The 19,807-nt window shown below is 71.4% G+C and carries 19 protein-coding genes; 16 read left to right on the top strand and 3 right to left on the bottom strand.

Features of this window, described 5'->3' with window-relative positions; genetic code table 11:
• Positions 1-74: 74 nt before the first annotated feature.
• The 3 genes from L3i22_RS43775 to L3i22_RS43765 are packed head-to-tail and all read left to right on the top strand — an operon-like array spanning position 75 to position 3,734.
• Positions 75-1,295 carry a sensor domain-containing diguanylate cyclase gene (locus tag L3i22_RS43775; RefSeq protein WP_221323324.1) on the top strand — a complete coding sequence of 407 codons (1,221 nt, stop codon included), beginning with the start codon at positions 75-77 and terminating at the stop codon, positions 1,293-1,295.
• Positions 1,292-3,226: a GGDEF domain-containing protein gene (locus L3i22_RS43770; protein ID WP_221323323.1), complete on the top strand. Its 1,935-nt coding sequence runs from the start codon at positions 1,292-1,294 to the stop codon at positions 3,224-3,226. Before L3i22_RS43775 ends, L3i22_RS43770 begins: the two co-directional genes overlap by 4 nt.
• Positions 3,227-3,236: 10 nt before the next feature.
• Positions 3,237-3,734, top strand: a complete 498-nt coding sequence (locus L3i22_RS43765; protein ID WP_221323322.1) for an HIT domain-containing protein — start codon at positions 3,237-3,239, stop codon at positions 3,732-3,734.
• Positions 3,735-3,737: 3 nt separating this feature from the next.
• Here L3i22_RS43765 and L3i22_RS43760 read toward each other — a convergent pair whose 3' ends face one another.
• Complete coding sequence (locus L3i22_RS43760; RefSeq protein ID WP_221323321.1) at positions 3,738-5,894, bottom strand: elongation factor G-like protein EF-G2; 2,157 nt, start codon at positions 5,892-5,894, stop codon at positions 3,738-3,740.
• Between the two features lie 176 nt (positions 5,895-6,070).
• Here L3i22_RS43760 and pgsA point away from each other — a divergent pair, with 176 nt between their 5' ends.
• Genes pgsA through L3i22_RS43740 form a run of 4 tightly spaced genes read left to right on the top strand, consistent with a single transcriptional unit; the run spans position 6,071 to position 9,278 of the window.
• The gene (gene pgsA / locus L3i22_RS43755) at positions 6,071-6,691 is read left to right on the top strand and encodes a phosphatidylinositol phosphate synthase (RefSeq protein ID WP_221323320.1); all 621 of its coding nucleotides are present in this window, start codon (positions 6,071-6,073) and stop codon (positions 6,689-6,691) included.
• Positions 6,688-7,554, top strand: a complete 867-nt coding sequence (locus tag L3i22_RS43750; protein WP_221323319.1) for a phosphatidylinositol mannoside acyltransferase — start codon at positions 6,688-6,690, stop codon at positions 7,552-7,554. The genes pgsA and L3i22_RS43750 overlap by 4 nt, the downstream gene beginning before the upstream one ends.
• A gap of 10 nt (positions 7,555-7,564) precedes the next feature.
• Positions 7,565-8,701, top strand: coding sequence for a glycosyltransferase family 4 protein (locus L3i22_RS43745; protein ID WP_221323318.1), 1,137 nt, complete (start codon positions 7,565-7,567; stop codon positions 8,699-8,701).
• Between the two features lie 43 nt (positions 8,702-8,744).
• Complete coding sequence (locus L3i22_RS43740) at positions 8,745-9,278, top strand: hypothetical protein (protein WP_221323317.1); 534 nt, start codon at positions 8,745-8,747, stop codon at positions 9,276-9,278.
• Between the two features lie 662 nt (positions 9,279-9,940).
• Here L3i22_RS43740 and pdxS read toward each other — a convergent pair.
• Positions 9,941-10,837 carry a pyridoxal 5'-phosphate synthase lyase subunit PdxS gene (pdxS, locus tag L3i22_RS43735; protein ID WP_221323316.1) on the bottom strand — a complete coding sequence of 299 codons (897 nt, stop codon included), beginning with the start codon at positions 10,835-10,837 and terminating at the stop codon, positions 9,941-9,943.
• Between the two features lie 125 nt (positions 10,838-10,962).
• Here pdxS and pdxT point away from each other — a divergent pair, with 125 nt between their 5' ends.
• Both pdxT and L3i22_RS43725 read left to right on the top strand, forming a co-directional pair.
• Positions 10,963-11,568 (top strand): pyridoxal 5'-phosphate synthase glutaminase subunit PdxT, encoded by a 606-nt coding sequence (gene pdxT / locus L3i22_RS43730; protein WP_221323315.1) that lies wholly within the window; start codon positions 10,963-10,965, stop codon positions 11,566-11,568.
• A 15-nt stretch (positions 11,569-11,583) separates the two neighbouring features.
• On the top strand, positions 11,584-12,339 hold the full coding sequence (locus L3i22_RS43725) for a YebC/PmpR family DNA-binding transcriptional regulator (RefSeq protein ID WP_221323314.1): 756 nt from the start codon (positions 11,584-11,586) through the stop codon (positions 12,337-12,339).
• A gap of 138 nt (positions 12,340-12,477) precedes the next feature.
• Here the strand turns inward: L3i22_RS43725 and L3i22_RS43720 are convergent, their stop codons facing one another.
• Positions 12,478-13,017 carry a hypothetical protein gene (locus tag L3i22_RS43720; RefSeq protein ID WP_221323313.1) on the bottom strand — a complete coding sequence of 180 codons (540 nt, stop codon included), beginning with the start codon at positions 13,015-13,017 and terminating at the stop codon, positions 12,478-12,480.
• A 97-nt stretch (positions 13,018-13,114) separates the two neighbouring features.
• Here L3i22_RS43720 and ruvC point away from each other — a divergent pair, with 97 nt between their 5' ends.
• From ruvC to L3i22_RS43685, 7 genes are all read left to right on the top strand, one after another.
• Positions 13,115-13,642 (top strand): crossover junction endodeoxyribonuclease RuvC, encoded by a 528-nt coding sequence (ruvC, locus tag L3i22_RS43715; protein WP_221323312.1) that lies wholly within the window; start codon positions 13,115-13,117, stop codon positions 13,640-13,642.
• A complete protein-coding gene (gene ruvA, locus L3i22_RS43710) occupies positions 13,639-14,241 on the top strand; it encodes a Holliday junction branch migration protein RuvA (RefSeq protein ID WP_221323311.1) in 603 nt (200 codons plus the stop codon). Before ruvC ends, ruvA begins: the two co-directional genes overlap by 4 nt.
• Positions 14,238-15,296: a Holliday junction branch migration DNA helicase RuvB gene (gene ruvB, locus L3i22_RS43705; RefSeq protein WP_221323310.1), complete on the top strand. Its 1,059-nt coding sequence runs from the start codon at positions 14,238-14,240 to the stop codon at positions 15,294-15,296. The genes ruvA and ruvB overlap by 4 nt, the downstream gene beginning before the upstream one ends.
• 156 nt (positions 15,297-15,452) lie before the next feature.
• Positions 15,453-15,866: a preprotein translocase subunit YajC gene (yajC, locus tag L3i22_RS43700; RefSeq protein ID WP_255657603.1), complete on the top strand. Its 414-nt coding sequence runs from the start codon at positions 15,453-15,455 to the stop codon at positions 15,864-15,866.
• 165 nt (positions 15,867-16,031) lie between these two features.
• Complete coding sequence (secD, locus tag L3i22_RS43695; protein WP_221323308.1) at positions 16,032-17,945, top strand: protein translocase subunit SecD; 1,914 nt, start codon at positions 16,032-16,034, stop codon at positions 17,943-17,945.
• A 1-nt stretch (position 17,946) separates the two neighbouring features.
• A complete protein-coding gene (gene secF / locus L3i22_RS43690) occupies positions 17,947-19,095 on the top strand; it encodes a protein translocase subunit SecF (RefSeq protein ID WP_221323307.1) in 1,149 nt (382 codons plus the stop codon).
• Positions 19,096-19,161: 66 nt separating this feature from the next.
• Positions 19,162-19,725 (top strand): adenine phosphoribosyltransferase, encoded by a 564-nt coding sequence (locus L3i22_RS43685; protein ID WP_221323306.1) that lies wholly within the window; start codon positions 19,162-19,164, stop codon positions 19,723-19,725.
• Positions 19,726-19,807 lie beyond the last annotated feature (82 nt).

Here is a 19,807-nt window from a genome sequence, read left to right as displayed (position 1 = left end):
CAACTCCGGCTCCCGCCGACCGAACTGACGGCGGATACGCCTCCGTGCGGTGCGGCGGCGGGAGCGGGGTGCACATGCGGTTCCGGACGCCGAGACTGGCGCTGACCGGGTATGCCCTGGCGGTCGCCTGCCTGGTGCTGCATGTGCTCGGCATCGGCCTGCTCCCCCTGCCGGCGCTCGGCTACCCGCTCTTCTCCAGCCTGGTGGCCGCGCTGGCCTGGGCCGGCTGGCGACGCCACGACCAGCTGGTGCTCCGGCTCGACGCCAGCATGGCGGCGCTCAGCGGGGCGATGGCCCGCGAACACGTGCTGAGCGAGCTGGGCACCGCGATGCTCGGCGCCACCGACGCGGCCCACGTGCACCGGCTCGCCGCCGACGCCGCCACCGCGGTGCTGGCCGGATGCGGGAACGTGCGTACCGCGATCGTCGTCGCCGCCCCGGACCGGGACGCCTGGATCGTCGCGCGGGCCGCCGGGCACGACGCCGAGGCGCTGATCGGGGTCGAGGTGCCGGGCGCGGTCGTCCCGGCCTCGCTGGTCACCCGGCTGGCCGCCGGGGAGGCGCTGGCCGACGACGCGGGCTGGTCCGGCCTCGGCCTGCCCGGCCTGGAACGCGTCGGCGGCCGGCCGCTGATGGTGCTGCCGCTGGTCAACGGGGAGCGCTTCTTCGGACTGCTCACCGTCGCCACCGACGAGGCGCTGCCGGACGACGTGGTGAAGGCCCTGCACACGCTGCGCAGCCAGGTGTCGCTGGCGCTGGAGAGCGTGGCGCTGACCGCCGAGCTGATCCGGCGCGCGATGTACGACATGCTCACCGGGCTCGGCAACCGGGCGCTGCTGCGGGACCGGCTGACCGGAGCGCTGGCCCGCTCCCGGCGGACCGCCCGCCCGGTCGGGGTGCTGCTGCTGGACCTGAACGGGTTCAAGGCGGTGAACGACACGTACGGCCACGACGCCGGGGACATGCTGCTCAAGGTGGTCGCCGACCGGCTGCGCACGTGCGTGCGCACCGAGGACATGGTGGCCCGGCTGGGCGGCGACGAGTTCGTGGTGGTCGCCGAGGACCTGCGCGAGCCGCAGGACGTGCTGGTGGTCGCCGAGCGGATCATCGAGGCGCTGAACGAGCCGGTGGTCCTGGACGGGCACCTGCTGCGTACCCCGGCCAGCGTCGGCATCGCGCTCTCCACCCAGGGCAACGGCCCGGACGACGTGCTGCGGGCCGCCGACGCCGCGATGTACGTGGCCAAGCGGCAGGGCGACGGGCGATTCCACCTGCACGCCGCGGTGCTGTCATGACCTGGTGGACCGCCGAGATCACCGGCTTCCGGCTGGTCGCGCCGGTGCTCTCCGGGATCGCCGCCTGGCTCTGCTGGCGGGGCGCCCGCCTGGCCGTCGCGCGGGGAGCCCGTCGCTACGCCACGATCACCGCGCTGGCCTGGACGGCGATGACCGCGACCACCGGCTGGGCGCTGGCCTACATGCTGATCACCGGGAACCACGACTACCCGTCGCCGAGCCCGATGGTGTGGATCGGCGACGTGACGGTGATGCTGCTGGTGCTCGGCGGGCTGCTGGCCGTGCCGATCCGGGCCCGCTGGTCGGCCAGCAACGCCCGGCTGGCCCTGGACATGGCGGTCGTCCAGATCGCCGGGATGCTCTTCGTCTGGTACTTCGTGATCTACCCGCACGTGCTGGGCCACGGCGGCTTCGTCCCGGCGGTCGTGATGATCAAGACGGGTGGCCTGCTGGTCGTGCTCTTCGCGATCGCCCGCCTGGTGCTCGGCGGGCCGGTCGAGGTGAGCCGGCGCACGCTGGTGCTCTCCGGCCTGGCCGCGTTCTGCAGCATGCTCGTCTCGGTCGGCCAGCGGGTCCTCGCCGAGGACCGGCAGCACTGGACGCTGGCGACCTGGCTCCTGTTCGCCGGGCTGATCATCGCGGCCGGGCGGACGCAGCTGCGCGCGGTCCAGGGCGGCCGGCCCGAGGAGCCGGTGACCGAGCAGCGGCCGTCCAGCCTGGTGCCCTACCTCGCGGTCGGCGCGGCCTGCGCGCTGCTGCTCGGCGCGCTGCTGCACGGCCTGACCGCCCGGTACTGGCCGGTCGTCGCCGGTTCCATCCTGCTCACCGGCCTGGTGGTGACCCGGCAGGTGATCGCGCTGCGGGACAACAGCCGCCTGCTGGTCCGGCTGGACGCCGGCCTGGGCGCGCTGCGCCAGGCGATGACCCGCGAGCAGATCCTCAACGACCTCGGCACCGGCCTGCTCACCACCAACGACGCGAACGAGGTGCAGCGGCTGGCGGCGGCCGCCGCGGCGGCGCTGGTCGACGGCTGCCCCGGCGCGCGGACCGTGATCGTCAGCGTGACTCCGGAGGACCCGGACGTCTGGAGCGTGCTGCACGCGGCCGGGTCCGGCGCGGAGACGGTGGCCGGGTTCCGGCTCCCCGGCGAGGCGGTGCCGGCCAGCCTGCTGGTCCGGCTGGCGAGCGGCGAGGTGATCGCCGGGCGCACGCTGGCCGCGCTCGGCCTGACCGGGATGGACGCCCTCGGCGACCGCCCGGTGATGCTGCTGCCGCTGCTCAACGGCGCGCGGTTCTTCGGCATCCTGCTGGTCGGGGCCGAGGACGAGCTGCCGGAGGACGTGGTCACGTCGCTGCGGACGCTGCGCACCCAGGTGTCGCTGGCGCTGGACAGCGTGGCGCTGACCGCCGAGCTGACCCGGCGGGCGATGCACGACATGCTCACCGGGCTGGGCAACCGGGCGCTGCTCTGGGACCGGCTGACCGGCTCGCTGGCCCGGGCCAAGCGCACCGACCGGCGGGTCGGGGTGCTGCTGCTCGACCTCAACGGGTTCAAGCCGGTGAACGACACGTACGGCCACGACGTCGGGGACGGGGTGCTGCGGATCGTCGCCGACCGGCTGCGGACCTGCGTGCGCACCGAGGACACGGTGGCCCGGCTCGGCGGCGACGAGTTCGTCATCCTGGCCGAGGACCTGAACGAGCCGGCCGGCGCCCGGGTGATCGCCGAGCGGGTGGTCCAGGCGCTGGACGAGACGATGGTGGTGGACGGGCACGTGCTGCGGACCCCGGCCAGCATCGGGATCGCCCTGTCCGGGCCCGGCCAGGGCGCCGACGACGTGCTGCGCGACGCCGACGCCGCGATGTACGTGGCCAAGCGGGGTGGCACCGGCCGATATCACGTACATGATCTCGGGGCGACCACCGCCTAGGATGCGGAGGATGGACGCCACGGACGGGTTGGAGCGGCTCTGGACGCCGCACCGGATGCCGTACATCACCGGGGAGAACGCGCCCGCCGGTTGCCCGTTGTGCCAGGCCCCGGACCTGCCCGAGTCGGACACCCTGGTGGTGGCGCGCGGGGTGACGGTCTTCGCGGTGCTGAACCTGTATCCGTACAACCCGGGCCACCTGATGGTGTGCCCGTACCGGCACGTCGCGGACTACACCGACCTGACCGAGGAGGAGACGGTCGAGACGGCCGCCTTCACCCGGACGGCGATGCGGGTGATCCGCGCGGTCAGCCGCCCGCACGGCTTCAACCTCGGCATGAACCAGGGCGCCGTGGCCGGCGCCGGGATCGCCGCCCACCTGCACCAGCACGTGGTGCCACGGTGGGGCGGCGATGCGAACTTCATGCCGGTGATCGGCCAGACCAAGATCCTGCCGCAGCTGCTCGCCGAGACCCGGCTGATGCTGGCCAAGGCGTGGCCGGCCTGACCGTTACCGGGTGTGCTCCTTCTTGACCTGCTCGGCGAGGTGCGGGGGCATCGGCTCGTGACGCAGGTACGACCGGGAGAACGTGCCCGACCCGGAGGACAGCGCGCGCAGCTCGACGGCGTACCGGACCAGCTCGATCGCCGGCACCTCGGCCCGGACCAGGCTGTGCCCGCCGGACTCCTCGGTGTCCGAGCCGAGCGGCCGCCCGCGACGCCCGGACAGGTCGCTCATCACCGCGCCGACGTACGTGTCCGGCACCCGCACCACGATCTCGTCGACCGGCTCCAGGAGCGTCATCTGCCCCACGCCGGCCGCCTCGCGCAGCGCGATCGCGCCGGCGGTCTGGAACGCCGCGTCCGAGGAGTCCACGCTGTGCGCCTTGCCGTCGTAGAGCGTGACCTTCAGGTCGACGACCGGGTAACCGGCCACGATGCCCTTCTCCAACTGCGCGCGGACGCCCTTCTCCACCGACGGGATGTAGTTGTGCGGCACCGCGCCGCCGACCACCTTGTCGACGAACTCGAAGCCGCTGCCGCGGGGGAGCGGCTCGATCTCGATGTCGCAGACCGCGTACTGCCCGTGGCCGCCGGACTGCTTGACGTGCCGGCCGTGCCCCTTCGCCGGCGCGCCGAAGGTCTCCCGCAGCGACACCTTGACCGGCTCGGTGTCCAGCTCGACCCCGCCGGCCCGGAGGCGGTCCAGGACCACGTCCGCGTGCGACTCGCCCATCGTCCACAGCACCAGCTGGTGGGTGTCGGCGTTCCGGTCCAGCCGTAACGCCGGGTCGCCGGCGACCAGCCGGCCCAGGTTCTTGGCCAGCGCGTCCTCGTCCGAGCGGGTCTTGGCGACCACCGCGATCGGCAGCATCGGCTCCGGCATCGACCACGGCGCCATCAGCATCGGGTCGTCCTTGCCGGAGAGCGTGTCGCCGGTCTCCGCGCTGCCCGACTTGGTGATCGCGCAGATGTCGCCGGCCACGCAGGCGCCCACCTCGCGCAGCGTCGCGCCGAGCGGGGTGTAGACGTGCGCCACCCGCTCGTCCGCGTCGTGGTCCGGGTGGCCGCGCTCGGCCAGGCCGTGCCCGGAGACGTGCAGCGTCTGGTCCGGCCGCAGCGTGCCGGAGAACACCCGGACCAGCGACACCCGGCCGACGTGCCGGTCGATCGTGGTGCGGACCACCTCGGCGACCAGCGGGCCGTCCGGGTCGCAGGTCAGCGGCGGGCGCGGCGTGCCGTCCACCCCGGTGACCACCGGCAGATCGTGCTCCAGCGGCGACGGGCCGGCGTTGACCAGGCCGTCGAGCAGCGCGTCCAGGCCGACGCCGGTGCCCGCGCAGACCGGGATGACCGGGTAGAAATTGCCCCGGGCGACCGCCGTCTCCAGGTCCGGGATCAGGGCGTCGGTGGAGATCAGCTCGCCGGCGATGTACCGGTCCATCAGGGTCTCGTCCTCGCTCTCCGCGATGATCCCCTCGATGAGCTGGTTCCGGTCGTCGGCGATCGGGTTCAGATGCGCCTGCTCGGCCTCGCCGGTCCGCGGCGGATAGCCCTGCGAGTAGTCCAGCACCCGCAGCGTGACCAGGCCGATCAGGCCGACCACGGACTGGCCGTCGTCGCCGAGCATCGGCTGGTAGATCGGCATCACGTTCTCGCCGAACGCGTCCTGGCAGTCCTGCAGCGCCTGCTCGTAGTCGGCGCGGGGATGGTCCAGCCGGGTGATCGCCACCGCGCGCGGCATGCCGACCGCGGCGCACTCCTCCCAGAGCCCGACGGTCGCCTCGTCCACGCCGTCCACTGCCGAGATCACGAACAGCGCCGCGTCCGCCGCGCGCAGCCCGGCCCGCAGCTCACCGACGAAGTCGGCGTAGCCGGGGGTGTCCAGCAGGTTGACCTTCACGTCCTGGTGCACGAGCGGGGCGCAGGACAGCGCCACCGAGCGTTGCTGCCGGACCGCGGCCGGATCGTTGTCGGTGACCGTGGTGCCGTCCGTCACCGTGCCGGTCCGGGGGATCGTGCCGGTGGCCGCGAGCAGCGCCTCCACCAGCGTGGTCTTCCCGGCGCCGGAGTGACCCACCAGCACCACGTTGCGAACTCTGCCGGGCTCTGTCACCACCGGCGCGGCCGCGCCGGTGAGCCCCTTCTCCGATGTCTTCTGCGCCATGCCGAGCGCTCCTGTCGTTTCCGGGTTGTTACGCCGCTGTTGGTTAAATCCCACACCCGGGGATGTCTCGGTCGCAAGGACCGATGGGCACCATAGGTGCTCCGATGGTGACGTTCCGGCCAACCGGGGGGCGAGCCGTACCGTGACCGGGCGCACGCCGTTATGGTGGGACGGCCATGGCAAAGATCGTTCAAGTAACGGCCCGTGCCGTCGTCTCGTACGGCGTCAACCCGGTCGCACGTTTCCTGCTCAAGATCGGCGTTACACCCAACGCCGTCACCGTCGCGGGCACCGTCGGAGTGCTCATCGGTTCCTATTTCGGCGCCCAAGGAAAACTCCTGGCGGGCACCGTGATCGTAACCGCCTTCGCGCTCACCGACGCACTCGACGGCACGATGGCCCGCATGCGCGGCGGTACCGGGAAATTCGGGGCACTCCTCGACTCCTCCATGGACCGCCTCGCGGACGGTGCGGTCTTCGGTGCCGTCGTCTACTACATGGCCGGACAGGGCAATCCGTACGGCGGAACCATCGCCGCGCTGATCAGCCTCGTCGCCGGCCAGGTCGTGTCGTACGTGAAGGCCCGGGCCCAGAGCCTCGGCCTGAACGCCGACGTCGGCCTCGCCGAGCGGCTCGAACGCCTGCTCATCGTCGGGGTCGGCGGCCTGCTCGGCGCGGCCGGCCTGGACTGGGGTCTGCCCGCGGCGCTCTGGGTGCTCGCCGCGCTCTCCCTGGTCACCGTCTTCCAGCGGCTGATCCACGCGGCCCGGACCGAGCCGAAGGTCGCGGCCGAGTGAAGGACCGGCTGATCACGCTCGGCTACACCGCCGGCTGGCGGCTGGTCCGCGCCCTGCCGCAACCGGTCGCCGAGGCGCTGTTCACCGGGGCGGCCGACCGCGCGTGGAAGCGGAACGGCCCGGGCACCCAGCGGCTGCGGCGCAACTACCAGCAGGTGGTGGGCGCGGACATGCCGGAGACGCTGGTCCGGGACGGGCTGCGGTCGTACGCGCGGTACTGGATGGAGGCGTTCCGCCTCCCGACCCGGACCCGCGAGCAGAACGCGGCCGGCTTCCACATGGAAGACGCCTCCTACGACCAGATGAAGAGCGCCATCGCCGAGGGCAACGGCCTGGTCCTGGCCCTGCCGCACGTGGCCAACTGGGACGCGGCGGCGGCCTGGGTGGTCTCCCACGACTGGCCGATGATCACCGTCGCCGAGCGGCTCAAACCCGAGGCGGTCGCGAAGAAGTTCCTGGACTACCGCGAGAGCCTGGGCATGCGGGTGTTGTCGCTCACCGGCGGCGACCGCCCACCCCTGGAGGTGCTGACCGAGCACCTGCAGAAGGGCTGGGTCGTCCCGCTGCTCGCCGACCGGGACCTGTCCCGCGGCGGCGTCGAGGTGGAGTTCTTCGGCGGCCGCACCCGGATGCCGGCCGGCCCGGCGATCCTCGCCATCCGCACCGGCGCCCCGATCTACGCGGTCGACTGCTGGTACTCCGAGCACCGGGTCGAAGCCCGGCTCCGGAAGATCACCCCGCCGGCCGAGGGGCCGCTCGACGAGCGGGTCAAGGTGACCGTGCAGCAGATGGCGACCGCGTTCGAGGCCGGGATCAGGGAACACCCGCAGGACTGGCACATGCTCCAGAAGCTGTGGATCTAGGGTGCGGGGCGTGCGGATCGGGATCGTCTCGCCGTACTCGTTCGACGTCCCCGGCGGGGTCCAGAACCACATCATGGACCTGGCCGAGGCGCTGATCGAACTCGGTCACCACGTGAGCGTGCTGGCCCCCGCCGACGAGGACGCGGAACTGCCGGCCTACCTGGTGCCGGCCGGGCGGGCGGTGCCGCTGCCGTACAACGGGTCGGTGGCCCGGATCGCCTTCGGCCCGGTCTCCACTGCCCGCGTCCGGCGCTGGCTGGCCCGCGGCGAGTTCGACGTGCTGCACGTGCACGAGCCGCTCACGCCCAGCCTGTCGCTGCTCGCGGTGCTCTCCGCGCGCGGCCCGGTGGTCGCCACGTTCCACACCGCGATGACCCGCTCCCGCACGCTGGCCATCGCGCAGAACTTCCTCCAGCCGGTGATGGAGAAGATCACCGCGCGGATCGCGGTCAGCGAACTGGCCCGCAAGGTGCAGGTGGAACACCTCGGCGGCGGCGCGGTGGAGATCCCCAACGGGGTCGCGGTGCGGAAATTCGCCTTGGCTGCGCCATTGCCGGGATGGCCCGGCGAAGGCGGTGCTCTCGGTTTCCTCGGCCGTTTCACCGAGTCCCGCAAGGGCTTCCCACTTGTCCGTACGGCGTTCGTCACGCTCGCCGCCGAGCGGCCCGGCCTGCGCCTGCTCGTGGCCGGCCCGGGCGACCGGGACGACCTGTTCGACGAGATCCCGCGCGAACTGCACTCCCGGGTCGAGTTCCTGGGCCTGGTCAGTGAGGCGGACAAGGCCCGCATGCTGCGCAGCGTCGACGTCTACGTCGCCCCGAACACCGGCGGCGAGAGCTTCGGCATGATCCTCACCGAGGCGATGGCGGCCGGCGCCGCGATCGCCGCCAGCGACCTGGACGCGTTCCGTCGGGTATTGGACGGCGGCCGGGCCGGCGCGCTGTTCCCGACCGGCGACCAGGCCGCGCTCACCGCGCTGCTGGGTGAGCTGCTCGACGACCCGGCCCGGCGGGCTGACCTGGCCTCCTGCGCCCGTCAGGCGGTCCGGACGTTCGACTGGCCGAGTGTGGCCGCCCGGGTTCTCGAGGTCTACACCACGGCGATCGAGGCGACCGACGGGCGCGTCTTCGACGACGACGGGGCCTGATCGGCTCGGGGCAGGTGCCGGTCCGACACAATCCGGCACTACGATGCCCCGCATGTGGTGGGTGGTGGGTGTCGTCGTGCTGGCCGCGATCTTCTCGGCGTACCTCGGCTGGACCGCCCAGCGGGTCGAGCGGGTGCACGCCCGCGCCCAGTCCGCCGAACGCGCCCTCGACGCCCACCTGCTGCGCCGCGCCGCGGCCGCCGCGGTCGTCGCCGAGCACCTGGAGTCGGTCGAGCTCTACGCCGCCGCCCGGCTGGCCCTGGACGCCGAGCCGGACGAGCGCGAATCCGCGGAGAACGACCTCACCCGCCAGTTGCAGGGCATCGCCCTGGACCCGCTCGACACGGCGGCCCGCACGCTGATCGTCAGCAGCCGGCGGGTGGTGCTGGCCCGCCAGGTGCACACCGACCTGGTGCGGGACGCGCTGACCGCGCGCCGCCGCAAGTTCGTCCGGGTGCTGCGGTTGCCGGGGCGGTATGCGCGGCCCCGTTACTTCGACATCGTCGAGCCGGTGATGCCCCCGTTGCCGATCCCGGCGTCGTCCCCGGAGACCCCATTGCCTGCTCAGGCCATGTAAACGTTATCCACACCGCGGCTTTGTCCACAGCCCCCGAGAAACGCCCCCCGAAAACGCGCGACAATTACGGCAGAGGCGGTGGCCCCCCTTTGGGAGGGCGGGTCCTGCTCTCTGCGGGGAAGAAATCTCTTAAGTCTCTTTTAAGCGCGTAAAAAGGACTTTAGAATCACAAAGTAGGTTTTCTGGAGGGGCTGGCGCGGGCCCGGCGGGCTTGCCAGGCGCCCTTCGCCTCCGGTCGCCGTTGCTGCCGCCGCTTGCGGCGCGCCGTGGCCGCCCGCCCATCAGCCCTCACCGCCCGGCCACCCGGCTGGCACTCACGGTCGGCAAACGGCCGGAGATCAGCCGTCAGCGCCAGCTCAACGCACTCGGCTGGTGCTGACGGCTGTAAGGGGGCCGGGGGACAGCCGCTGTTGCCAGCTCAACGCACTCGGCTGGTGCTGCCGGCCGTAAAGGGGCCGGGGGCAGCCGCTGTTGCCGGCTTGGCGTGCTCGGCTGGTGCTGGCGGCGGTAAGGGGCTGTGGGGCGGCCGCTGTTGCCAGCCGGTGTGGCTTGGCCGGTGTTCAGGGTTGTGGTGCTCAGGGTTGTGTCAGGCCGGTTGTGCTCACGGCTCCCGGCATGCGGATGGGCCGCCCGCCGGGGACGGCCCATCTCGAGTGAGCTGACTACCAGCCGCGCTCGGCGAGCCGGTGCGGCTGGGGGATCTCGTCGACGTTGATGCCGACCATCGCCTCGCCCAGCCCGCGCGACACCTTGGCGATCACGTCCGGGTCGTCGTGGAACGTGACGGCCTTGACGATCGCGGCGGCCCGCTGCTCCGGGTTGCCGGACTTGAAGATGCCCGAGCCGACGAACACGCCCTCGGCGCCCAGCTGCATCATCATCGCGGCGTCGGCCGGGGTGGCGATGCCGCCCGCGGTGAACAGCACGACCGGCAGCTTGCCCGCCGCGGCAACCTCCTTGACCAGCTCGTACGGCGCCTGGAGCTCCTTGGCGGCGACGTACAGCTCGTCCTCCGCCAGGGTCTGCAGGCGGCGCAGCTCGCCCCGGATCTTGCGCATGTGGGTGGTCGCGTTCGACACGTCGCCGGTGCCGGCCTCGCCCTTGGAGCGGATCATCGCGGCGCCCTCGGTGATCCGGCGCAGCGCCTCGCCCAGGTTGGTGGCGCCGCACACGAACGGCACGGTGAACTGCCACTTGTCGATGTGGTTGGCGTAGTCGGCCGGGGTCAGCACCTCGGACTCGTCGATGTAGTCGACGCCCAGCGACATCAGCACCTGGGCCTCGACGAAGTGTCCGATCCGGGCCTTGGCCATGACCGGGATCGAGACGGCGTTGATGATGCCGTCGATCATGTCGGGGTCGGACATCCGGGACACGCCGCCCTGGGCCCGGATGTCGGCCGGGACGCGCTCCAGCGCCATGACGGCCACGGCGCCGGCGTTCTCGGCGATCTTCGCCTGCTCGGGGGTGACGACGTCCATGATCACGCCGCCCTTGAGCATCTCCGCCATGCCGCGCTTGACGCGGGCGGTTCCGACGGCGGGCTGGTTCTCAGACATACGACTCCTCGTGCGAATGTTCGGTAAGGCGATGCTACGAAGCGGTGCGTGGACCCCTCGATAGCCAATCGACCCCCCGGTGGCCTGCATTAGCCCCGCGGAAACGGCGTCCTAGAGTTGACGGCGTGAACATCGGAGTGCTGGCCCTGCAGGGCGACGTGCGTGAACACCTGTCCGCCCTGGCCGAGTCGGACGTGCTGGCCCGGCCGGTGCGCCGGCCGGAGGAACTGGCCGATGTCGACGCGCTGGTGATCCCGGGCGGCGAGTCCACCACGATGAGCAACCTGGCGATCACCTTCGGACTGCTCGACCCGGTGCGGAAGCGGATCGCGGACGGCATGCCGGTGTACGGTTCGTGCGCCGGCATGATCATGCTGGCGACCACGGTGCTGGACGGCCGTCCCGATCAGGAGACGTTCCAGGGGATCGAGATGACCGTCCGGCGCAACGCGTTCGGCCGGCAGGTGGACTCGTTCGAGGCGCCCGTGGAGATCGAAGGCATCGAGGACGGCGAGTTCCACGCGGTCTTCATCCGGGCCCCGTGGGTCGAGCAGATCGGCCCCGACGTGCGGGTGCTGGGCCGCGTAGCTTCCGGCGCCGCCGACGGTAGGATTGTCGCCGTTCGGCAGGGGAACCTGCTCGCCACGGCATTCCACCCGGAGCTGACCGGCGACCTTCGTGTCCACCGGTACTTCGTCGAGATGGTCCGCCAGGCCGCACCCGCACGGTAGACACGGAGGTTACGCATGTCCGGCCACTCCAAGTGGGCGACGACCAAGCACAAGAAGGCTGTCGTCGACGCCAAGCGCGGCAAGATGTTCGCCAAGCTGATCAAGAACATCGAGGTCGCGGCCCGGACCGGTGGCGGCGACCCGTCCGGTAACCCCACGCTCTACGACGCCATCCAGAAGGCGAAGAAGTCGTCGGTTCCGAACGACAACATCAACAACGCGGTCAAGCGCGGCTCCGGCCTGGAGGCCGGCGGCGCCGACTGGCAGACGATCATGTACGAGGGGTACGGCCCGAACGGCGTCGCCCTGCTGATCGAGTGCCTGACCGACAACCGGAACCGCGCGGCCACCGAGGTGCGCACCCGGCTGACCCGTAACCACGGCACGTTCGCCGACGCGGGTTCGGTGTCCTACCTGTTCAACCGCCGGGGCGTGGTGATCGTTCCGAAGGGCGGGCTGACCGAGGACGACATCATGCTCGCGGTGCTGGAGGCCGGCGCCGAGGAGATCAACGACCTGGGCGACACGTTCGAGGTGGTCAGCGAGCCGACCGACGTGGTCGCGGTGCGCACCGCGCTGCAGGACGCCGGCATCGACTACGACTCGGCCGAGTCCCCGCTGATCCCGACCATGACGGTCGAGGTGGACGAGGACGCCGCCCGCAAGGTGCTCAAGCTGATCGACGCGCTCGAGGACTGCGACGACGTGCAGGAGATCTACGCCAACTTCGACGTCTCCGACGAGGTCATGGCCAAGCTCGAAGCTGAGTGAACCGACGGCTCACCGGGCCGGTCCGCCGCTGGCGGGCCGGCCCGCCGCGTGTCCAGCCCCGGCCGTGGTTCGGCCCGGCCAGGTGTGCGGCCCCGGCCGTGGTTCGGCGCGGCCAGGTGTGCGGCCCCGGCCGGGCGTTCAGCTCCCGCCCGAGGCCAGCCAGGTCATCGACTGGATCATGGCGATGACCAGGGCGAGGCCGCCGATGATCAGGCGGGCGACGCGGCGGTGCTCGGCGCGCCGCCAGGCGTGACACCAGGCCACGGTCGCGTCGGCCAGGGTCAGGAGACCGGCCCGCGCCGTACCCTCGATGATCGCGGCCTTGCGGAGAGCGATGCTCGCGCCCGGGCCGCCGACCTGGACCAACTGTCTCTCCGGGGTGCGAAGCACCCGGACCTCGACCGGATAGAGCTGGTCGTCGCGCCACGCCTTGGTCCGTCGCAGGATGCGTTTGCGCAGGTAGCCGCCCGCCTCGTCGGTGTGCGTGACGCGGCTGAGCAAGCGCACGCGGCGCCAGTGCCCGGCCAGGTCGACCAGTGCCTCCTGGTAGATCTCGTGGCCGGCCGGGTCGCCGCCGGTCAGGCGCAGCGCCTCGGGCCGCAGCTCACCCTCGTGCGCGGCGACGGCGACGACGAAGTCCGGTGGTGGATCGTCGTCCATGGGCGGAATGAGGTACATGCCGGCCTCCCTCGCCCATCGTCGAGGCGTGTCGGCGGCGGGCGCAAGAGGGCCGCGTATTAGGGTGTCGAACACACGTACGTGAGGGGAGGCCGTGATGCGCGTGCTCGGCATCGATCCGGGTCTCACCCGGTGCGGCGTCGGCGTGGTCGAGGGCGTGCCCGGCCGCCCGGGCACGTTGATCGACTACCACGTGGTCCGCAGTGATCCGGACGAGGACATCGCCCTGCGCCTGCTGCATCTGGACCGGAGCCTGGCCGAGCTGGTCGCCCGGCACCAGCCCGAGAGCGTGGCCGTCGAGCGGGTGTTCGCGCAGCACAACACGCATTCGGTGATGGGCACGGCGCAGGCCAGCGCGGTCGCGATCCTGGCCGGGTCGCGGGCCGGGCTGCCGGTGCAGACCTACACTCCGAGCGAGGTGAAGGCCGCCGTCACCGGCTCCGGCACCGCGGACAAGGCGCAGGTCACCGCCATGGTCACCCGGCTGCTGCGGCTGGACGCCCCGCCGAAGCCGGCCGACGCGGCGGACGCGCTCGCTATCGCCATCTGTCACATCTGGCGCGGGGGCACCCGCGCGAAGATCCAAGCCGCGGCGATCGCCGCCGCCCGCAGGAGCAGCCGATGATCGCCAGCGTGCGCGGTGTGGTCACCGCGATCCTCCTGGACAGCGCCGTGGTCGAGGTCGGCGGTGTCGGCATGCGCGTGTTCTGCACGCCGAACACGCTCGCCTCGCTGCGCACCGGCACCGAGGCGCGGCTGGCCACCACGCTGATCGTCCGGGAGGACTCGCTCACCCTCTACGGTTTCGCCGACGACGACGAACGGCAGCTCTTCGAGCTGCTTCTCACCGCGAACGGCGTCGGCCCGCGGATCGCCCAGGCGGTGCTCGCGGTGCATCAACCCGATGCCGTACGCCGTGCGCTCGGCGGCGGTGACATCGCCGCCCTGACGCAGGTCCCGGGGATCGGCAAGCGCGGCGCCGAGAAGATGATCGTCGAGCTGAAGGACAAGATCGGCCCGATCGGGTTCGGGGACGGCGGCGGCACGAGCGTGCTGGCCGGCGGCTGGCAGGAGCAGGTCCGCCAGGGTGTCGTCGCGCTCGGCTGGAGCGCCACGCAGGCCGATCAGGCGGTCGCCGTGATCACCGAGTCGATCGACGGCGAGGTGCCGCCGGTGCCGGTGCTGCTGCGCCAGGCGATCCGGCTGCTGGGCAAGACCCGATGAGCTCGTTCGAGGGCGACGACCTGGTCTCGCCGCTGGTCGAGGACACCGAGCTGGACGCCGAGGCGAGCGTCCGGCCGCGCCGGCTGGCCGACTTCATCGCCCAGCACCGGGTCCGCGACCAGCTGGAACTGCTGCTCAAGGCGTCGATGGGCCGGGGCACGCCGCCGGACCACATCCTGCTCTCCGGCCCGCCGGGGCTGGGCAAGACCACCCTGGCCAACATCGTCGCCGCCGAGCTGGGCACCGCGATCCGGACCACCAGCGGCCCGGTGATCGAGCGCTCCGGCGACCTGGCCGCGATCCTGACCGGCCTCTCCGAGGGCGACGTGCTCTTCATCGACGAGATCCACCGGATCGCCAAGCCGGCCGAGGAGCTGCTCTACAGCGCGATGGAGGACTTCCGGGTCGACGTGGTGGTCGGCAAGGGGCCCGGCGCCACCGCGATCCCGCTGGACGTGGAGCCGTTCACGCTGGTCGGCGCGACCACCCGGGCCGGCCTGCTGAGCGGGCCGATGCGCGACCGGTTCGGCTTCGTCGCGCACCTGGACTTCTACTCACCCGCCGACCTGGACGCGCTGCTGCACCGCTCGGCGCGGATCCTCGGGGTGCCGATCACGCCGGAGGGCGCCTCCGAGATCGCCGGCCGGTCCCGGGGCACGCCGCGGATCGCCAACCGGCTGCTGCGCCGGGTGCGGGACTACGCCGAGGTGCGCGGGGACGGCGTGGTCACCCTGGCGATCGCCCGGGCGGCGCTGCAGGTCTACGACGTCGACGCGCTCGGCCTGGACCGGCTGGACCGGGCCGTGCTGCGGGCGCTGATCGACTCGTTCAAGGGTGGGCCGGTCGGTTTGTCCACTCTTGCAGTTGCCGTCGGTGAGCAGTCCGACACCGTGGAAGAGGTGTGTGAGCCGTTCCTGGTGCGGGCCGGGCTGCTCGCGCGTACCCCGCGGGGCCGGGTCGCCACCGAGGCGGGCTGGGCGCATCTCGGCCGCACTCCACCCCAGGACGGCAGGTCCGGGGTGTTTCAGGGGGACCTGTTCGCACGAGATACATAAATATCCCTCGTGATGTGAACGTGACGTGTGCCGCATTCGTAGTCTCCAGGTTGACCGATTAGACTCGCCCCCGCTTCAACCCGGATGTTTTGACGCCCCGGCACGCCTCGACAGAGGGTCCGGTGGCCTACGGAAGGCTTTCTTCTCGTGTACAGCGTGGCCCAGTCCGCAGGCGGTGGTGGTTCACTGAGCCTGTTCCTGCCCTTCATCCTCATCCTCGGTGTGTTTTATTTCCTGGTGATGCGGCCGCAGCAGAAGCGGCGCCGTGAGGCGATGGAACTGCAGAACAAGCTCGGCGCCGGCGACACGATCGTCACCATCGGCGGCCTGCACGGCACCGTGGTGAGCGTCGAGGACGACGTGGTGCTGCTGGAGATCGCGCCGGACGTTCAGGTGCGCTTCGCCCGTCCGGCGATCGCCAAGGTGGTCACCCGTGCCGACGAGCCGGTCGCCGGGTCCGCCGAGGACGCCGACGATCTCGAGGCAGCCGAGGACGAGACCGTGACCAGCACGGACACCCTCACCGAGGAGCCGCCGAACCCGGTCGTCGACGTTCGCAAGAAGGACTGACAAGATCCATCCTGGACCGGCCCGCGGCGTCCCTGCCGGCGGGTCCGGTCCGTCCCGGCCGCCGCCCGACCGTCCGACGGCCGGCCACCGATCGAGAGTGCCGCGCGGGTCGCGCGGCCGAAAACAGGGAGACCTAACGCCGTGGCACGACCACCACAGGGACAGATGCATCCTGGACGCCAACTCGGCGTGCTCGGCCTGATCTTCGTCGTCCTGTATCTGCTGGTCTTCTTCGCGGGTGGAGCCAGTGGCAGCTTCACCAACCGCCTGAAGCCGAAGCTGGGTCTCGACCTGGTCGGCGGCACGCAGGCGACCTACATCGCCACCCAGGCCGGCGGCGCGCCGACCAAGGAGGCCATGGACCAGGCCCGCCAGATCATCGCGAACCGCGTGAACGCCCTCGGCGTCTCCGAGGCCGAGGTGGTCGTCCAGGGCAACAACACGATCGTGGTCTCGCTCGCCGGTAAGGCCGACGACCAGCTCAAGGACCTCGGCAACGCCGCGAACATGCGCTTCCGGCTGCTGATCGGCACGACCATGGACATCTCCGCCAGCGCGCTGAACCCGGCCTCGCCGGCGCCCAGCGCGTCCGCGAGCGGCGCTGCCCCGTCGGCCAACCCGTCCGGCTCGGTCGCCCCGTCGACCGGCGCGAGCGCCCCGTCGGTGGTCGCCAGCCCGTCGACCGGTGGCCAGGGCGGTGGCGAGGCGGTGCCGAGCGCCACCCCGTCGGTCGCCCCGAGCGTGGCCCCGTCGGCCGCGGCCCCGGCCGCCACCCCGACCGCGGCTCCGGCTCCGGTCTCGGCGAGCGTGCAGGAGCAGCGTGCCGCGGTGGAGAAGAAGATCGGCGCGAAGCTGTGGGCCCAGGCCGACAAGCTGACCGCCCCGGTCGACCTGACCACCGACCCGAAGGCCGGCCTGGTCTACAAGCCGTTCAACGCGCTCACCCCGGCCGAGGTGGCCGTGCTGAGCACGAACATGCAGATGTACGTGCCGACGATCAGCTGCGACCAGCTCGACAAGCGGCCGAACGGCTCGATCGACAAGGCCGAGGACCAGGTCGTCGCGTGCTACAGCGGCCAGGCCAAGGTGCTGATGGACCAGGCGAAGGTGGTCGGTGACGACATCTCCAGCGCCAGCCCGCAGCTCGACCAGCAGAACGGCCAGTGGGTCGTCTCGCTCGACTTCAAGAGCGAGGGCCAGAAGAAGTGGGCCGACCTGACCCGGGTGGCGTTCAACGCGACCTCCAGTGACCCCTGCTTCACCGCCGTCCAGGCGCTCTACGGCTCGGCCGACCACTGTGCGGTCGCGGTCGTGCTGGACAAGGAGATCCTGTCGGCGCCGCAGATCCAGGCCGTGCTGACCGGCTCCTCGCAGATCACCGGCAGCTTCACCGTGACCACCGCGAAGCAGCTGGCCGACCAGCTGAAGTTCGGCGCGATCCCGGTGACCTTCTCGGCCGGCCCGATGCAGACCGTCTCCGCGACGCTCGGCCTGCAGCAGCTCGAGGCGGGCCTGCTCGCCGCCGCGATCGGCCTGGCCCTGGTGGCGCTCTACGCGTTCTTCTACTACCGGCTGCTCGGCTCGGTCATCATCCTGAGTCTGGGGCTCTCCGCCCTGCTCACCTTCGGCGCGCTGGTCTTCCTCGGCCGTACCATGGGGTACACGCTGACCCTGGCGGGTATCGCCGGGTTCATCGTGTCGCTGGGTATCGCGGCGGACTCGTTCGTCATCTACTTCGAACGGCTCAAGGACGAGATCCACGAGGGCCGGACAGCCCGCAGCGCGGTGCCACGTGCCTGGCACCGGGCCCGGCGGACGATCATCTCGGCCAACACGATCACCATCATGTGTGCGGTCGTGCTGTACATCGTCTCGATCGGCGCGGTGCAGGGCTTCGCGTTCGCGATGGGGCTCTCCACCGTCCTCGACCTGCTCGTGGTGTTCCTCTTCCGGCACCCGATCATGACCATGTTCGCCAACACCAAGGCGTTCCTGTCGCCGCGGGTCAGTGGCCTCGGCCGGGTCCTGCGCCGCAATTCGACCGAGGAGCCCGTCTCCTCGCGTGTGAAGGAGGCCTGAAATGGCCCGTCAAGGTCTCGCGTCCCGCCTCTACGCGGGTGAAGCCAACATCGACATCGTGGGCCGCCGGAAGATGTGGTTCACGATCGCGGCCGCGCTGGTGCTGATCTCGATCGGCAGCTTCGTGATCAAGCAGTTCGAGCTCGGCATCGAGTTCTCCGGGGGCACCTCGTTCAGCGTGCCGGCCGCGGCCGGTGGCAAGACGCTGACCCAGGACGAGGTCTCCAACGCCGTCGAGAAGGCCGTTCAGCAGGCCAACCCGGACGCCTCGATCAGCACCACCCAGCAGGTCGGCGAGGGCAAGGACGCCAGCTACACGGTGCGCGCCTCGGCGCTCACCACCAGCGAGGCGGAGGGCGCCAAGGCCAGCCTGGTCAAGGACCTCGGGCTGGACGCCACCAAGATCAGTGACAACCAGGTCTCGGCGGCCTGGGGCGGTCAGGTCACCAAGCAGGCGGTGATCGGTCTGATCATCTTCCTGGTGCTGGTGGTGGCGTACCTGATCATCCGGTTCGAGGTGCGGATGGCCGTGGCGGCGCTCGCCTCGCTGCTGTTCGACCTGGTGATGACGGCCGGGGTGTACTCCCTGGTCGGCTTCGAGGTGACGCCGTCCACGGTGATCGGCTTCCTGACGATTCTCGGCTACTCGCTGTACGACGTGGTCGTGGTCTTCGACAAGGTCCAGGAGAACACCCGCGGTATTACCGCGGGCAGCACCCGGACCTACTCCGAGGCCACCAACCTGGCGGTCAACCAGACCCTGATGCGCTCGCTGAACACCGGTCTGGTGGCGCTGCTGCCGGTCGGCGGCCTGCTCTTCATCGGCGCCGGCCTGCTCGGCGCGGGCACCCTGAAGGACCTCGGCCTGGTGCTCTTCGTCGGCATGGGCTTCGGCGTGCTCTCCTCGATCCTGTTCGCGGCGCCGGTGCTCAGCGCGCTGAAGGACCGGGAGCCGAAGATCAAGGCGCACAACGCCCGGGTGCTGGCCCGGCGGACCAACCGGTCGGACGACGTCGCCAAGGGTGACCGGGTCCGCCCGGTGAACGCCGCCGACTCGGACGTCCCGGCGATGGCCGGCAGCACCACCCCGCGCCCGGGCGCCCGCCCGCAGGCCCGGCGTAACGGCAACCGCCCCGGCACCAAGCGGTAGCGGTAAAGAGCACTCTCCGAAGGCCCGTCACCGCACCAGCGGTGGCGGGCCTTTAGGCTGTCCGCCGTGACTAGCGAGAATGCCCCCGTGACCGGCGACAGCGGCCCGGAACTGGCCGCCCTGGTGGCCGGCGCCAGCGTCGACGTGCCGGACTTCCCGAAGGCCGGCGTGGTCTTCAAGGACCTGATGCCGCTGTTCGCCGACGGCGCGGTGTTCCGGCAGGTGATCGACGGGATCGTGGCGCACCACGGGGCCGGCTCGTTCGACGTGGTGGCGGGTGTCGAGGCGCGCGGGTTCGTGGTGGCGGCGGCGATCGCGTACGCGACCGGCACCGGCGTGGTGCCCATCCGCAAGGCCGGCAAGCTGCCGCGCAAGGCCCTGTCCGCCTCGTACGCGCTGGAATACGGCGAGGCCACCCTCGAGGTGCACGAGGACGCGTTCATCGCGGGACAGCGCGTCCTGGTGGTCGACGACGTGCTCGCCACCGGTGGCACGGCGGCCGCGGCGATGGACCTGGTGGAGCGGGCCGGGGGCACGCTGTCCGGCTTCTCGGTGCTGCTGGAGCTGGGTTTCCTGGACGGACGGGCGAAGCTGGGACCACGTACGGTGCACGCGCTGTTGACCGTTTGATCCGGCTTCGCTGCTCTTCGCCCGGCCGGGCCGGCTGATTCCGCTGGTTCGGCCGAGCCAATCGCCATCGTGGTGCGGGTAG

This window comes from Actinoplanes sp. L3-i22, from assembly GCF_019704555.1.
In the GTDB taxonomy this organism is placed as follows: Bacteria; Actinomycetota; Actinomycetes; order Mycobacteriales; family Micromonosporaceae; genus Actinoplanes.
Note: the sequence above shows the minus strand (reverse complement) of the source record. Positions and strands in the feature narration are given on the sequence as shown.